At 39.4% G+C, this 14,450-nt stretch carries 14 protein-coding genes; 2 read left to right on the plus strand and 12 right to left on the minus strand.

The genetic code is table 11. The features are described from left to right. The first annotated feature begins 140 nt into the window (after positions 1-140). On the plus strand, positions 141-722 hold the full coding sequence (tpx, locus tag I6E69_RS15845) for a thiol peroxidase (RefSeq protein ID WP_002962322.1): 582 nt from the start codon (positions 141-143) through the stop codon (positions 720-722). Positions 723-810: 88 nt separating this feature from the next. On the opposite strand, the gene adk is transcribed toward tpx, so the two are convergent. From adk to I6E69_RS15900, 12 genes are all read right to left on the minus strand, one after another. After that, entirely contained in the window at positions 811-1,455 is a 645-nt protein-coding gene (adk, locus tag I6E69_RS15850) for an adenylate kinase (RefSeq protein ID WP_039487425.1), read from the minus strand. Positions 1,456-1,653: 198 nt separating this feature from the next. Beyond that, positions 1,654-3,567: a molecular chaperone HtpG gene (gene htpG, locus I6E69_RS15855; RefSeq protein WP_138489320.1), complete on the minus strand. Its 1,914-nt coding sequence runs from the start codon at positions 3,565-3,567 to the stop codon at positions 1,654-1,656. A gap of 118 nt (positions 3,568-3,685) precedes the next feature. Next, entirely contained in the window at positions 3,686-4,423 is a 738-nt protein-coding gene (locus I6E69_RS15860; protein WP_182673524.1) for an RluA family pseudouridine synthase, read from the minus strand. A gap of 4 nt (positions 4,424-4,427) precedes the next feature. Further along, a complete protein-coding gene (locus I6E69_RS15865) occupies positions 4,428-6,329 on the minus strand; it encodes an MFS transporter (RefSeq protein ID WP_197121634.1) in 1,902 nt (633 codons plus the stop codon). A 133-nt stretch (positions 6,330-6,462) separates the two neighbouring features. Further along, positions 6,463-7,071, minus strand: a complete 609-nt coding sequence (gene recR / locus I6E69_RS15870; protein WP_002962308.1) for a recombination mediator RecR — start codon at positions 7,069-7,071, stop codon at positions 6,463-6,465. 7 nt (positions 7,072-7,078) lie between these two features. Continuing rightward, positions 7,079-7,405: a YbaB/EbfC family nucleoid-associated protein gene (locus I6E69_RS15875; RefSeq protein WP_002962306.1), complete on the minus strand. Its 327-nt coding sequence runs from the start codon at positions 7,403-7,405 to the stop codon at positions 7,079-7,081. A 60-nt stretch (positions 7,406-7,465) separates the two neighbouring features. After that, entirely contained in the window at positions 7,466-9,991 is a 2,526-nt protein-coding gene (gene dnaX / locus I6E69_RS15880) for a DNA polymerase III subunit gamma/tau (RefSeq protein ID WP_197121635.1), read from the minus strand. 3 nt (positions 9,992-9,994) lie between these two features. Beyond that, positions 9,995-10,540 carry an adenine phosphoribosyltransferase gene (gene apt, locus I6E69_RS15885; RefSeq protein ID WP_002962303.1) on the minus strand — a complete coding sequence of 182 codons (546 nt, stop codon included), beginning with the start codon at positions 10,538-10,540 and terminating at the stop codon, positions 9,995-9,997. A gap of 171 nt (positions 10,541-10,711) precedes the next feature. Next, complete coding sequence (locus I6E69_RS20780; RefSeq protein ID WP_002962301.1) at positions 10,712-10,834, minus strand: hypothetical protein; 123 nt, start codon at positions 10,832-10,834, stop codon at positions 10,712-10,714. Positions 10,835-10,906: 72 nt separating this feature from the next. Then, on the minus strand, positions 10,907-11,659 hold the full coding sequence (locus tag I6E69_RS15890; RefSeq protein WP_197121636.1) for a DUF2063 domain-containing protein: 753 nt from the start codon (positions 11,657-11,659) through the stop codon (positions 10,907-10,909). A 36-nt stretch (positions 11,660-11,695) separates the two neighbouring features. Then, positions 11,696-12,553, minus strand: a complete 858-nt coding sequence (locus I6E69_RS15895; protein ID WP_138489324.1) for a DUF692 domain-containing protein — start codon at positions 12,551-12,553, stop codon at positions 11,696-11,698. Positions 12,554-12,620: 67 nt separating this feature from the next. Next, positions 12,621-13,220, minus strand: coding sequence for a hypothetical protein (locus I6E69_RS15900; RefSeq protein WP_197121637.1), 600 nt, complete (start codon positions 13,218-13,220; stop codon positions 12,621-12,623). Positions 13,221-13,446: 226 nt separating this feature from the next. Between I6E69_RS15900 and I6E69_RS15905 the strand changes: the two genes are divergently transcribed. Further along, positions 13,447-14,427 carry a tRNA-dihydrouridine synthase gene (locus tag I6E69_RS15905; RefSeq protein WP_002961717.1) on the plus strand — a complete coding sequence of 327 codons (981 nt, stop codon included), beginning with the start codon at positions 13,447-13,449 and terminating at the stop codon, positions 14,425-14,427. The last annotated feature ends 23 nt before the right edge of the window (positions 14,428-14,450 follow it).

Genomic DNA, 14,450 nt, shown 5'->3' on the forward strand with positions numbered 1-14,450 from the left:
GTTAATCAAAGTTTAGCATAGTTACAATTTTTATATTTCAGAGCTAATACCCACTCTATTAAGCAGGTTTAATCACTTGGTAACTAAAGCCCAGTATAATACACTGACGCCCATTGCGTTAATTTAAAAGGAAATACCTTATGTTACGTTCACTTGCCTTTGCTTTGAGTGCATTTTGTTCTGTGGCTATTGCAGCCGACTATCCAGAAAACACACTTGATGCAGGAAAAGTATCCGCGCAAGGCAAACCAGTCACTTTATTAGGTCAAGGTATCTCAATTGGAGATAGTGCGCCAAATTTCAAAGTTGTTGATGACAACTTTATTCCAGTGACACTTGAGGATTATAAAGGCCAAGCTGTATTAATAAGTGTAGTACCCAGCCTAGATACAGGCATTTGTAGCCTGCAAACTAAGCACTTTAATGAAAAAGTAGCCTCACAATTCCCAAGTGTAGTTATGCTAACAATTAGTGCTGATTTACCATTTGCTCAAAAGCGTTTTTGCAAAGCTGAAAATATCGATAAAATCACTACGTTATCAGATTCTGTTTGGCGTGATTTTGGTCAGAAATACGGATTGATTATTAAAGATATGGGCTTACTAACGCGAACAGTCTTTATTTTAGATGAAAGCCATAACGTCATTTATAAACAGTTAGTTAGTAGCCTTTCAACTGAACCAGAATACAACAGCGTAATTGAGAAACTTAAAACATTGTAAAGTCCATTAAGTAGCACTAATTAAGCAATGCTAAATAGCCTTAAAACAAAAAACCGCCAATTGGCGGTTTTTTAATGTGCTTTTATAATTAACCTAAAAGTTCACCAAGTTGTTGGCTAACAGTTTCAACAGCTTGTGTACCATCTAGTTTATGGTATTGAGTATTACCAGCAGCCGCTTCTGCTTGATAGTAATCAACCAATGGCATAGTTTGCTCATGGTAAATACCTAAACGTTTACGTACTGTTTCTTCAGTATCATCAGCGCGAACAATTAAGTCATCCCCAGTTTCGTTGTCTTTACCTTCCACTTTTGGTGGATTATAAACAACGTGGTAAACACGACCAGAACCAGGATGAACGCGACGTCCGCCCATACGCTCAACAATGACTTCATCAGCCACGTCAAATTCAATAACGTGATCAACCACTACGCCATTTTCTTTCATTGCATCCGCTTGCGGGATTGTACGCGGGAAGCCATCAAGTAAAAAACCTTTCTCACAATCCGCTTTAGTAATACGCTCTTTAACTAAACCAATAATAATATCGTCAGAAATTAGTTGACCAGCATCCATTACTTTTTTTGCTTCTAGACCCAGTGGCGTGCCTTCTTTAATTGCCGCACGTAACATATCGCCAGTAGAAATTTGTGGAATACCGTATTTGTCCATTAAAAACTGAGCTTGAGTACCTTTACCTGCACCCGGCGCGCCCAAAAGAATAATGCGCATATTATTGTCCCCTAGTATGGATATTTATTTTAAAGCCTGAATTCTTCCACAAGCGCCGCCGATACTCAAGCAACTTATACTAATTGATGAGCCGTTGGGTGTTTACAGGGCATTAAAAAAGGGAACACACGTTCCCTTTTATTTAAAGTACATAATTTATACTTTATTAACTGAGTAAATAGCTATTTGCTTATTTACTTATTTACTTAGTTCAAGCATCAATTTATTTAAGCGAGTAACAAATCCTGTTGGATCTTTAAGTGTACCGCGTTCTGCAAGTAGTGCTTGATCTAGTAAAACGTGTGACCACTGCGCAAACTTATCTTCATCTTGTTCGTCATTTAAGTGCTTAACAAGTTGATGCTCTGGGTTTAGCTCAAACACAGGTTTTGCTTCAGGGGCTGCTTGACCAACAGATTCCATTAGCTTTTGCATTTGTGAGCTCATGTCGTTGTCGTCGCTTACAACACATGCTGGAGAATCTGTTAAGCGGTGCGTAAAGCGCACTTCTTTAACGTCATCACCTAGTGCTGTTTTAATACGTTCAACAAGGCCAGCCATTTCTTTTTCAGACTCTTCTTGCGCTTTTTTAGTTTCTTCGTCGTCAAGCTTACCTAAATCTAAGTCACCACGTGTGATCGACTGTAGTTGCTTATCAGCAAATTCAGTTAAGTGGCTCATCATCCACTCGTCAACACGGTCACTTAGTAGTAATACTTCAATGCCTTTTTTGCGGAAAATCTCTAAATGCGGTGAGTTTTTCGCAGCGGTGAATGTATCAGCTACTACGTAGTAAATTTTGTCTTGGCCTTCGTTCATGCGTTCAACATATTGCTCAAGCGACACATCTTGTGTTTCTGAATCAGTGTGTGTCGAAGAAAAACGAAGTAGCTTACAAATAGCTTCTTTATTTGCAGCATCTTCAGCTGGGCCTTCTTTCATTACTTGACCAAACTCGTTCCAAAATACTTGGTAATCGTCAGCTTTGTTTTTAGCCATACGCTCAAGCATTTTAATAATACGCGATGTACACCCTTTACGAATAGCTTGCGTTACTTTGTTGTCTTGTAGAATTTCACGAGATACGTTCAGTGGTAAATCGTTTGAATCTAGTAAGCCTTTTACAAAGCGAAGGTAGCTTGGCATGAATTGCTCAGCATCATCCATTACAAACACACGTTGTACGTAAAGTTTTAAACCACTTTGACGTTCACGGTTCCATAAGTCGAAAGGTGCTTTTTTAGGAATATATAAAAGGCTAGTGTATTCAGTTTTACCTTCAACCTTATTATGTGCCCAGCTAAGTGGCTCTTCCCAATCATGGCTTACATGCTTGTAAAACTCTTTGTATTCATCATCAGAAAGCTCTGATTTATCGCGTGTCCACAATGCAGTCGCGCGGTTAATGCTTTCCCACTCACCTGGTACTGCTGGAATTTTTTCGCCGTCTTCACCTTCAGATTCTGGCACTTCTGCTTTAAACATTTGTACTGGCGTTGAGATGTGATCAGAGTATTTAGTAACGATACTACGTAGGCGCCAGTCATCAGCAAATTCTTTTTCTTCATCGCGAAGATGTAAAATAATGTCGGTACCACGGCCTTCTTTTTCAATTTCTTGAAGTGTGTATTCGCCTTCACCTTGAGATTCCCACTCGTATGCGGTTGTTTCACCGGCTTTGCGTGTACGAACAGTTACTAAATCAGCAACAATAAATGCAGAGTAAAAACCTACACCAAATTGACCAATTAACTGTGAATCTTTACTTTGATCGCCTGTTAAGTTTTTGAAAAACTCAGCAGTACCTGACTTTGCAATAGTACCTAATGAGCTAATGATTTCATCTCGCGTCATACCAATACCATTATCTGAAATGGTAATTGTATTTGCTTCTTTATCTGCACTAATACGAACACGTAAATCGGCATCACCTTGGTAAAGGTCACCTTGAGATAATGCTAAAAAGCGTAACTTGTCTGCTGCGTCTGATGCATTTGACACAAGCTCACGTAAAAATATTTCTTTATTAGAATAAAGAGAATGAATCATTAAGTTTAATAATTGTTTTACTTCTGTTTGAAAGCCTAATGTTTCTTTTTGTGCTGCAGTCATTTATATATCTCCAATTTGCAAAGTGTCTGCGTTATGCACTTAATATGGGGTGAGGTGTTAGAACTTCAAGGGAAAAATTTAAAAAAGGTGAAACGAAAACAAAGAACCATTAATTTGTTTAAAACGAATGCGGACAATTAATATGAATCTTTTCACCTGTTGTTGGATGTTCAAAATATAAATCGCTGGCATGTAATTGTAACCGCCCTGCCATATGTTCACTTTGCGCACTTTTATATAAATCACAGCCTAAAATTGGGTGCCCTATAAACTGGCTGTGTATCCTTAATTGGTGAGTACGCCCAGTAATAGGTGTAAATTGCACTAAGGTTCTGCACGGTTGCCTGAGCCGCTCAAGTACTTTATATTCACTCACCGCTGTTTTACCTGTCGATTGGCAAATTTTAACACGCGGAAAAAGCAGTTTATCTTTAGCAATTGGCGCAGTAATTTGCCCTTCATCAACAGCCAAGCATCCCTCTAATATGGCTACATAACGCTTTTGAATAGTACGCGCTTGAAATTGCTTATTAAGGTGCTTTGACGCAATCGCGTTTAATCCAACAATCATAATGCCCGATGTGCCCAAATCTAGCCGATGCGGTAACTTAGCCTCTGCAAATGCAGCTGTTAAGCCCTTTTGACCATTTACTAAGCGGTAATGCACTGAGTCCCAGTTAAGCGGGTTTTTACCTGATAAACTTAATAGTCCACTGGGTTTATTGATCAGTAAAATATCGTCATCTTGATATAATATTTCAATAAACCCGTCGCACTTAGGGGCTACAAAATCATCAACTATAATGGGTTGTTCTGAAGGTGTATGTGATGTTGAGTTAGCCATTAAGTTAATCATTAAATTAGTCACTATCTTTTGAATGAAGCGCTTTTAAAGCCAATACTTTTTCACGTAAATCATCTGCTACTACTTTATCAGCAGCAATCGGGGCACCGACTGCAACCGACACCAAAGACCATTTTAATCGAGGCAATTGCCATTTAGCTTTACGACTAAACATGCTGCCCCATAAACCCCCTAAGTGCACAGGAATAACGGGCACAGGTGAGCGCTCAATAATGCGCTCTATTCCACGGCGAAAAATATCCACTGAGCCGTCACTGGTTAGTTTTCCTTCAGGGAAAATACCAACAAGTTCGCCTTTATTAAGCGCAGCAGCCACTTCGTCAAAGGCTTTTTTAAACGCTTCTGGATTCGTTTTTTCACTGTTAATGGGAATAGCCTTGGCCATTTTAAATAACCAATGTAGGGCCGGCGAATAATAAATAGGGGCAAATACCATAAACCGGATAGGCCTTGGTGATGCGGCTAAAATAAACATCCAATCAACAAAGCTGACATGATTACACACGACAACCGCAGCGCCTGCATCAGGTATATTACTTTCACCTTTTGTACGCACTCTGTACATACAAATAGCTAAAATATATATAATAAATCGTAAAAAGAACTCTGGTACTTTGGTATAAATATAAACAGAGATAAGTAAGTTTAGCCCAGCAAGTAACAGTAGCAACTCTGAAATACTCCACTGAAAAACAGACAGCGTAACAATACTTAAAACAGCACTGCCCACCATAAACAGTGCATTTAATACATTGTTAGCCGCTATAACTCGTGAGCGACTCGACTCTTCAGTACGCTGTTGAATAAGCGCATACAGCGGTACAGTGTAAAAACCAGAGCCAATACCAATGCCTGCCATCCATACAAAGTGCCACACCATATCGCCTGTTTTTAATAGCTCCTGAAGCGTCATTAACTCAAGGTTTTGCGGTAAATAAGAGCTAATGGCTGGCTCTTGGCTCAGTAAGTATAAAAACAAGGTAATTAAAATAGCGCCAAAAGGCACAATTCCTAATTCTATTCGTGAGCGAGAAAGCTTTTCACACAGTAACGAACCAATCGCAATACTTAGTGAAAACACAACAAGCGCGCTAGTGACAACCAGTTCATCACCACCCATTGTGTGTTTTACATAATTTGGTAGGGATGTTAAAACGATGGCGCCAATTAACCAAAACCAACTGATCCCGAGGACTGATTTACCAACTGATTCTGTTTGCGAATTAAGTGCTGAAAATACGTTTTTTGTGGATGAAAATATATTATAGGTAAATTTTAAGTTAGGCTCGTTCGCTTCACTAGTGGGTATAAAGCGACTGCTCACATAACCCATCACAGCCAATACTAATACTGCAATACTTATAAGCGTAGGCCCTACTGATTGAGTAATATAATAAGTGCCAAAAATTGTACCCATTAGTATGGCCACAAACGTGCCTGATTCAACCAAACCATTCGCTTTTGTTAATTCATTAGGTGCTACGTGCTGCGGTAAAATAGAATATTTTAATGGACCAAAAAACGTACTTTGCACGCCCATTAAAAATACGGTGGCTAACATTAGCCACACATACTGCGTTAAAATAGAAACTGCCCCTACAACCATAATAGGGATTTCACATAGTTTTACGATTCTAATCAATTTTGATTTTTCTGTTTTTTCTGCAAGCTGCCCTGCCATCCCTGAAAATAAAAAGAACGGAAGAATAAATAACCCAGCAGCAATATTTGAATAAAGTGCGCCATCTGCAAGCGTTGCAGCCTGAAATATTAATAGAATAAGCACTGATTGCTTATACACGTTATCGTTTATCGCTGAGAAAAACTGCGTAATAAAAAGCGGTAAAAAACGCTTACTACCTAGTAATGCACCTTGATAGGGTTGGTTATCTTTCATTGTATTCCTTACTAATTAGAGACATAGCCCAAAAATATATTAAATTGTTTCTAAGCTTACCTTAAAAACGAAAAAGCCTACATGATTTAATCATGTAGGCTTTTGTAATTTGTTTTCAAATAGTGACTTAGAGCTAGTCTTGAGTAACTAGGCGCCTGCCGCTAAAGGCATGCATAAGTGTTCTACCATCTACTAAATCAAGCTCACCTCCCACAGGAATACCATGGGCAATACGTGAAGCGCCGACTTTGTATTTATGACAAAGCTGAGCAATATAATGTGCGGTAGTATCGCCTTCAACGGTAGGGTTAGTCGCTAAAATAACCTCATTAATATCGCCTTGGGCAAGCTTTTGCTCTAAAACATCTAAGCCAATCTCTTTAGGACCAATACCGTCTATTGGCGATAAGTGACCCATTAATACAAAGTATAGACCTAAATACTGACCTGTTTGCTCGATGGCAAGTACGTCAGTAGGCGATTCAACAACACATAATATACCGCTGTCTTGGCGTTTTGTACTTAAACAAATATCGCACTGAGCTTGTTCGCAAAAAGTACGACAAGACTGACAGTGCCCTATGGCGGTCATTGCTTTAGTGAGTGCATTGCCCAGCTGAGTGCCTCCCTTTCGGTCGCGCTCAAGCAGGTGAAAAGCAATACGTTGCGCTGACTTTGGACCAATGCCCGGTTGACAGCGCAGTGCTTCTATAAGCTGATTTAAACTATCTGAAAGTTGCATTATTTACTTAAAACGGCATTTTCATACCTGGTGGTAATTGCATACCGCCAGTTACTTTACCCATACGCTCTTGTGTTTCTTCTGCAACACGGCGAACAGCATCGTTACATGCTGCTGCAAGTAAGTCTTCAATCATGTCTTTGTCGTCTTCCATCAAGCTTTCATCAAGCTGAACACGACGTACATTGTGGTTACCAAGCATAGTTACTTTAACTAAACCTGCACCGGCTTCACCAACAACTTCAAGAGTTGCGATTTCGTCTTGGGCTTTTTGCATGCGATCTTGCATTTGCTGCGCTTGCTTCATCATGTTGCCCATTCCACCTTTAAACATAACTTTCTCTCTTTCTTTTAATACATTAATTAACATGAACATAAGGGCGATTGTAAGTAATTACAATGCCTGAATACTGTTTTCGTCAATTTCGGCGCTAAATACTTGCTGAAATTGTACTATGTTTTCATCCGATGTGATCACATCGATTGCTTGTTGATGACGTCCTGCATCTATTTTTTGCTGAATAAGATAAGGAGAATCAATAACTCCCTTAGCAAAATTAATACTTAACGACACGTTATGCTCATAAATACTCGACAATGCGGCATCTAATCTTTGGCGAAGCATCGGTGTATCTAAATGCTTTTGTGATTCATCAACGTCTATATGTAAACTGTTGCCTTGCTTGGTAAATATTGAATGCAACGCAAATTGGCGCATACGACCACCCAGTCCCATACGTTTAATTAAATAAGCCCATTCATCTTGTTGATGTGCAAATCTAATTTCACTGATTGGACTTTGAAAATCATCAGGCACGGGAATACTAATTTCCTCGGGCGCTGCTTCAGGTACTTTTTGAGGATTTATTTGCTCAAGTAGCTCTGGCGCTAAATTTTCGGTAATTGTTTGATGTTTTTCTTTAAAATCAACTTTTCGTGCTGGTTTTGTATTAGCGTGACCATGTGCCTGGCTTTCGCTCCCTGTTGGTGGGAGCTCATGCTTTTTTTCACTTGCACCTGCACTATCAGTCACCCAAGGTGGGGGATCGCTAGGTGCTACGCTTGAAACGCTGTTGAGCTCGTTTGTATTTTCAGCGGTGCTACCTTGGTTAACACTTTGAGCTTTAGGCATTCTTGCGTGATGTTCTGGCTTTTTAGCGGGCGCTTGATTTGGCTGCGCTGCTACATTATTTGCAGAGGTGCTTGTACTCTTGCTTGATAACCTACCCGCACCGGATATGTTTCTGTCACGTAAAATACGAGCAATGGCAGATTGCGCCTGCGCTTCTTGTTCAGCTATTGGCGTACTTGCATTGTGATTTGTTAAGGGCTCTGGTGAAGACTCTGAGTTTGCAGTAGGTGCAGGTTTAAAACCCTGATCTACAGCGCTACTCATTATATCGTCAAATTGCGAGGCCAGCGTTTGTTCAGCATCACTATGGAGCATATAAGCTTCATCTTCACTTTGTCGCTGGGCTTGAGCATCTGAAACAACATTGGTTTGTGGTTGCTCTTTAGCTAAAGCCTGTTGCTTTGAAGCGTTTTCACTTTGTTGAACCGGTTGCTCTACTGCAACTTGAGCAGGCTCATTATTACTTTGCACAACTTCATTATTTGATGACTGAGCGGCAGCGTTAGCTGAAGGCTCTATCTCAACGGTTTTAGGCTGCTCTGCATTGCTAACTGGCTTAGTATTGTTTACAGGGACACTACTTTGGCCATCTACGGTGTTTTGCGATGTTTTATTTTTATTTAATATATCTCGCAGTGCATTTGCACGGCCTTGTTTATTTGGGGCCGGCTCTTCGTTTGCTGTGTGTACAGTTTGTTGCACATCTGAAGGCTTAAATGCTAATAATCTTAGCATTATCATTTCAAAACCTAAGCGAGGCTCTGGTGCCCATTGTAAATCTTTTTTACCATTTAACAGTAACTGATAATAAATTTGAATTTGTTGTGGGCTCGTATGTTGTGCAACATAAGCAATATAATCTACATTTTTTTCATCTAGCCCTGCCGCTTCAGGCACTAACTGGGTTAGTTGAGTCAAATGCGTAAGTGCAATTAAATCATCAAGCAATGCCACATAATTAGGATTACGACTTGCCACCTGCGCAATCTCATCCATTAGCGCAGCGCCATCTTGTGCAAGTAATGCTGCAAGCAAGCTTTGGCTATAATGAGTATCCATTAAACCAAGCATTGTTTGTACTGCTTGATTATTAATATCACCATTTGTTTGCGCAATAGCTTGGTCGGTTAAGCTAAGTGCATCACGCATACTGCCATCAGCGGCTTTTGAAATAATGCTAAGTGCATCGGTATCAAAGCTAAGCTGCTCTTGAGTAAGTACGTGTTCAAGCTGTGTTTTAATTTCACTTTGCGACAAGGCATTTAAGTTAAATTGTAGACAGCGAGATAATATAGTAACTGGTAATTTTTGAGGATCGGTGGTCGCCAATAAAAATTTCACATGCTCTGGTGGCTCTTCAAGCGTTTTTAAAAGCGCGTTAAAGCTGTGCTTAGAAAGCATGTGAACTTCATCGATTAGGTATACTTTATAACGTCCACGCGTTGGTGCATATTGAACATTATCAAGTATTTCGCGAGTGTCTTCTACTTTTGTACGAGAAGCCGCATCTATTTCGAGTAGGTCAATGTAGCGCCCTGCTTCTATATCCAAACAGCTGCTACATTGTCCACACGGATTTGCAGATATACCTTCATCGCAATTTAAGCTTTTAGCAAAAATACGTGCAATGGTGGTTTTACCTACACCGCGGGTTCCAGTGAATAAATAAGCGTGATGCAGTCTATTTTGCGTAAGCGCATTTACAAGCGCTTGCTTAACATGAGACTGCCCAACCAATTCATGAAAGGTTTGAGGACGCCATTTTCTCGCTAGAACCTGATAACTCATCGATTACTCGCCTTCGAATTCAACCAATTTTAGGATTTTAATACCCATTTTTTTGATGCGCTGCTCGCCACCAAGTTCTGGTAGTGATACAACAAATGCTGCATCTGTGGCTTCGCCACCTAGTTTATTAACTAACTTAGCAGTGGCTTCAATTGTGCCACCAGTTGCTAATAAGTCATCAACTAGTAATACTTTGTCGCCAGGTACAATTGCATCTACATGCAGTTCTAGCGTGTCTTCACCGTACTCAAGTAAGTAATCTTGGCGAATAACTTCGCGTGGTAACTTACCTGGTTTACGTACTGGAATAAACGGAATGCCTAACGCATAAGACAATGGCGCACCAAAAATAAAACCACGTGATTCTGTGCCTATGATTTTAGTAAAGCCCTGATCTTTATATTCTGCGATAAACGCGTCAATAGTTGCTTTAAAGGCTTCTGGATTTGCCATTAAAGTGGTTACATCGCGAAACATAATGCCCGCTTTTGGATAATCAGCAATTGTAGTTATGCTGTTTTTGATAATTGCTGGTGTTACTTGAGTCATAATTTTAACTGCTCAATTGTTTATATTACAAAGCAGGTGATTATAACCTTAACTAACCTTTAATTGCGAGTTTGGCGTTATTATAAAAGAAGTATTAAATATGGAAGGGGTAATTAAAATAAAGTGGTTCAAGGCTGAAGTTAGCAACAGCCTTAATAAACGCTATACATTTTACGTTAAGCTAGTGATCCAGCCTAATATTGCATTTAAACAACCAATCCCTGCAAATACAGCTAAAAAAGCAAGAAAGTAAGTAGCGTTGAACGGATCTTTAAAGTCTTTATCATCTGACATTGGTACAACCTTTTATTAAGCACGGCAAATAAGGCTGCCATAATAGACGATGTAAAATCATCAATAAAGACCTTAGTCTTGATTTTTTGTCACAATTACTCCTCGTTCAACCATAGCATTAAGAGTAACCAGTGCACCTTGAGCAATTTGCTCTGCATTAAATTGTGGTGCATGAGCTAATACCTGTTGGCAGACGTCGTCAAATGTCGCGCCTTCGCTTGCCTCTATGATTGACAATAGCAAAGCTGTCATCGCATTCGTAGCCAGAAATTGAACGTCATCATCTTCATCTCTATATACAACAAAATAATTAGGCTGAGGTGATGGCTCTTTTGGTTTAAAGCGATTGCTAATATTTTGAACCGGAAATTGATAACTTAAATTTCTTGCCGTTTTCGATAAATATAAAGCTGAACTAGTGAGCGCTGTTGTTTGTAATTTTTTCTCTTGCTCATCTTCGTGTGCAATGGATACATCTAGCTCTACCCATTCATAATGGGCAAGCTCTAGCATAAACACGGGATCGTATTTTTTCATTTTATAATCACTTGATAAGTAATTAATAAACTCCCCTGCTATGTCTAAAAAGTACGGCGAATGACAATCATATTCGCTAAAAAACTGGCGTACGAGGACTTGCCATTGCTTCTGGGTATATAACGTTTTTAATACCGGAAAACCTGATGATATAAAACCTTCAATGTTATTAAAAAATAGGTCGCGATAAATAGCCATACGCCTGTCTTCGATACCGCTGGGCTTTTTATTTTTTTGAGGCTCGCGAATATGCGCCATAAATTCGTTTTGTATTTCAATAAAGCTCATAACTAGGCACTCTTTTAATGTTGATAAAGGCTTATATTAAGCTCGTTGTTTTGAAACAGTTGAATCAAAGTGTTTAGCTTGCAACCCATGAATTATATCTAACTCTTTGGTTAAAACATTCATGGTAGGAATATTAAAATCACGCTCAAGCAAGGTTGGAAATACGCCATGCACTTCGTATGCTTTATCGAGTAGCTCCCAGACAGGATCAATCACATCAGCGCCATGTGTATCAACAATTAAGTCATCAGCCTCATTATAATGGCCAGCAACATGCCCATAGGCTATACGATTAGAGGGTAACCCAGTTAAAAATGCTTGCGCGTTGTAGCCATGATTTATCGAATTAACATAAATGTTATTCACATCAAGTAAAAGTTTGCAGTCAGCTTGCTCTAAAATAATATTCGTAAATTCAAGCTCTGATAATTGCTGTCCAGGAGCGCCATAATAGGAAACATTTTCTATCGCAATTTGCTGCTCTAGTATGTCTTGAACTTGTTTAATACGAGGTACAACATGTGCTATGGCATCTTGTGTAAACGGAATGGGCATTAAGTCATACATATGCCCTGTACCGGAGCAGTAACTTAAGTGCTCACTAAAAATTTTTATATTGTGCTCTTCAAAAAACACTTTTAAAGACTTAACAAATTCAACATCAAGAGGTTCTGGAGAACCGATAGACAGTGATAATCCATGACACACAAAATTATTAGCATCGGTTAATGTTTTAAATTGTTTTTTAAAGCGTCCACCTAGTTTTAACCAGTTCTCTGGCGCAACTTCTAAAAAGTCTACTTGATTAGGTACATGCTCAAGCAGCTCATCAAGCATTTCTCGTCGTAGGCCAAGGCCCACCATCCCAAAATCTTTACTTTGAGTTTGTATCATAACTACCTCTAACTTAACAAAAAAGGGCCTTAGGGCCCTTTTAGCATAACTTATTTAGAATAAGATATTAACGGCCACCACATTTACCTTCGCCGCACTTACCTTCTTTTTTAGTTTTTTTAGCGTCGCCGCCACATTTACCTTCACCACATTTGCCTTCTGTTTTAGCTTTTGCGTCTTTTGCATCGCCGCCACACTTACCTTCGCCGCATTTACCTTCTTTTTTATCTTTTGCGTCGCCACCACATTTGCCTTCGCCGCATTTACCTTCTTTTTTACCTTTTGCATCGCCGCCACATTTGCCTTCGCCGCATTTACCTTCTTTTTTATCTTTTGCGTCGCCACCACATTTGCCTTCGCCGCATTTACCTTCTTTTTTACCTTTTGCATCGCCGCCACATTTGCCTTCGCCGCATTTACCTTCTTTTTTATCTTTTGCGTCGCCACCACATTTGCCTTCGCCGCATTTACCTTCTTTTTTATCTTTTGCGTCGCCGCCACATTTGCCTTCACCGCACTTACCTTCTGCAGCATCTAATTGGTAACCTGTTACTAGTTGTTGAAACTCAAATGGGTTAGCTTGTACATCTGCAGATACAAAACTTGCAGAGCCAACTACTACTGCACCTAAAGTTAACGCGATTGTATTTTTTTTAACTGTATTCATTTTATGACTCTCTTTAATCAAGGATTGTAAATCTCAGCAATAAAAATGTATTTTTAAATTGCTTGTATGCTTAAGTAGACCCGTACAAAAATAAAAACTTTCATTTATTTTCATAATATTTACTTTTGCAATTTCTACATTAAATATGGTCGGTAATTACAGATTTATCAATGTGTGATTTACAGGTAAACTATGCCTCCAGTTTTTTATCAAAATTAATCTCCTTATGAAACTTGTTTTAGCACCTATGGAAGGTGTCGTTGATTTTAAAATGCGCCAATTACTCACAGACATTGGTGGGTTCGATTTGTGCGTTACAGAGTTTGTAAGAGTGGTTGAAACATGCTTACCTGACAAAGTTTTTCATCGATTTTGCCCTGAACTACATAATAATGGATTTACACGAGCAGGTACTCCTGTGCGTGTTCAATTACTCGGTCAAGAAGCAAATCCGTTAGCCGAAAATGCAATAAGAGCAATCGCTTTAGGGTCCCATGGGGTCGACCTAAATTTTGGTTGCCCAGCAAAAACAGTTAATCGTAGCCGAGGGGGGGCTGTACTGCTTAAAGACCCTGACCATATGTATACGATTATTAAAGCAGTCCGAGATGCTGTAGATGATGAACATGAAGTAAGTGCAAAAATTCGCTTAGGCTTTGATGATGACAGTAACAGCCAAGAAATTGTTGATGCTGTGGTAAGCGCAGGTGCAAATAGTGTAGCTATTCACGCCAGAACCAAACGTGATGGTTATAACCCGCCAGCTTATTGGGAAAAAATTCCACCAATAATAAAAGGTAAGAATATTGCCGTTGTTGCCAATGGTGAAATTTGGCAAGTAGAGGATGCAATGCTTTGTCAAAAACGAAGTGGGTGCACTGATTTAATGCTTGGTCGTGGCGCCCTTTCGCACCCTGATTTAGCAAAAAAAATTAAAGCTCATGTAAATAATGAGCAATATGATGGCCTTGAGTGGGAGCATATTATTTATCACTTAATTCACTCAGCTATTCATCAAGACCCCGCGAAGGATGAAAAATACTTTGCTTCACGTACTAAACAATGGCTTGGTTATCTAAAACGCCAGTACCCGCAAGCTATCGATTTGTTTGACGAAATCAGACGTTTAAAAAGTAAAGAAGATGTGGCGAGCGTATTAAATAAATATGCCAAAGCACCTCAACTTGATTCAAATCATAACGACTAACTTAAAGACTCTAGATAATATCA

Origin of the sequence: Pseudoalteromonas sp. NZS100, assembly GCF_015864815.1 — a bacterium.
Lineage (GTDB): Bacteria > Pseudomonadota > Gammaproteobacteria > Enterobacterales > Alteromonadaceae > Pseudoalteromonas > Pseudoalteromonas distincta.

What these genes read in the sequence shown, in the direction of transcription:
- tpx (WP_002962322.1), top strand. Translation starts at nt 141, where the DNA reads ATGTTACGTTCACTTGCCTTTGCTTTGAGTGCATTTTGTTCTGTGGCT.
- adk (WP_039487425.1), bottom strand. Translation starts at nt 1,455, where the DNA reads ATGCGCATTATTCTTTTGGGCGCGCCGGGTGCAGGTAAAGGTACTCAA.
- htpG (WP_138489320.1), bottom strand. Translation starts at nt 3,567, where the DNA reads ATGACTGCAGCACAAAAAGAAACATTAGGCTTTCAAACAGAAGTAAAA.
- I6E69_RS15860 (WP_182673524.1), bottom strand. Translation starts at nt 4,423, where the DNA reads ATGATTAACTTAATGGCTAACTCAACATCACATACACCTTCAGAACAA.
- I6E69_RS15865 (WP_197121634.1), bottom strand. Translation starts at nt 6,329, where the DNA reads ATGAAAGATAACCAACCCTATCAAGGTGCATTACTAGGTAGTAAGCGT.
- recR (WP_002962308.1), bottom strand. Translation starts at nt 7,071, where the DNA reads ATGCAACTTTCAGATAGTTTAAATCAGCTTATAGAAGCACTGCGCTGT.
- I6E69_RS15875 (WP_002962306.1), bottom strand. Translation starts at nt 7,405, where the DNA reads ATGTTTAAAGGTGGAATGGGCAACATGATGAAGCAAGCGCAGCAAATG.
- dnaX (WP_197121635.1), bottom strand. Translation starts at nt 9,991, where the DNA reads ATGAGTTATCAGGTTCTAGCGAGAAAATGGCGTCCTCAAACCTTTCAT.
- apt (WP_002962303.1), bottom strand. Translation starts at nt 10,540, where the DNA reads ATGACTCAAGTAACACCAGCAATTATCAAAAACAGCATAACTACAATT.
- I6E69_RS20780 (WP_002962301.1), bottom strand. Translation starts at nt 10,834, where the DNA reads ATGTCAGATGATAAAGACTTTAAAGATCCGTTCAACGCTACTTACTTT.
- I6E69_RS15890 (WP_197121636.1), bottom strand. Translation starts at nt 11,659, where the DNA reads ATGAGCTTTATTGAAATACAAAACGAATTTATGGCGCATATTCGCGAG.
- I6E69_RS15895 (WP_138489324.1), bottom strand. Translation starts at nt 12,553, where the DNA reads ATGATACAAACTCAAAGTAAAGATTTTGGGATGGTGGGCCTTGGCCTA.
- I6E69_RS15900 (WP_197121637.1), bottom strand. Translation starts at nt 13,220, where the DNA reads ATGAATACAGTTAAAAAAAATACAATCGCGTTAACTTTAGGTGCAGTA.
- I6E69_RS15905 (WP_002961717.1), top strand. Translation starts at nt 13,447, where the DNA reads ATGAAACTTGTTTTAGCACCTATGGAAGGTGTCGTTGATTTTAAAATG.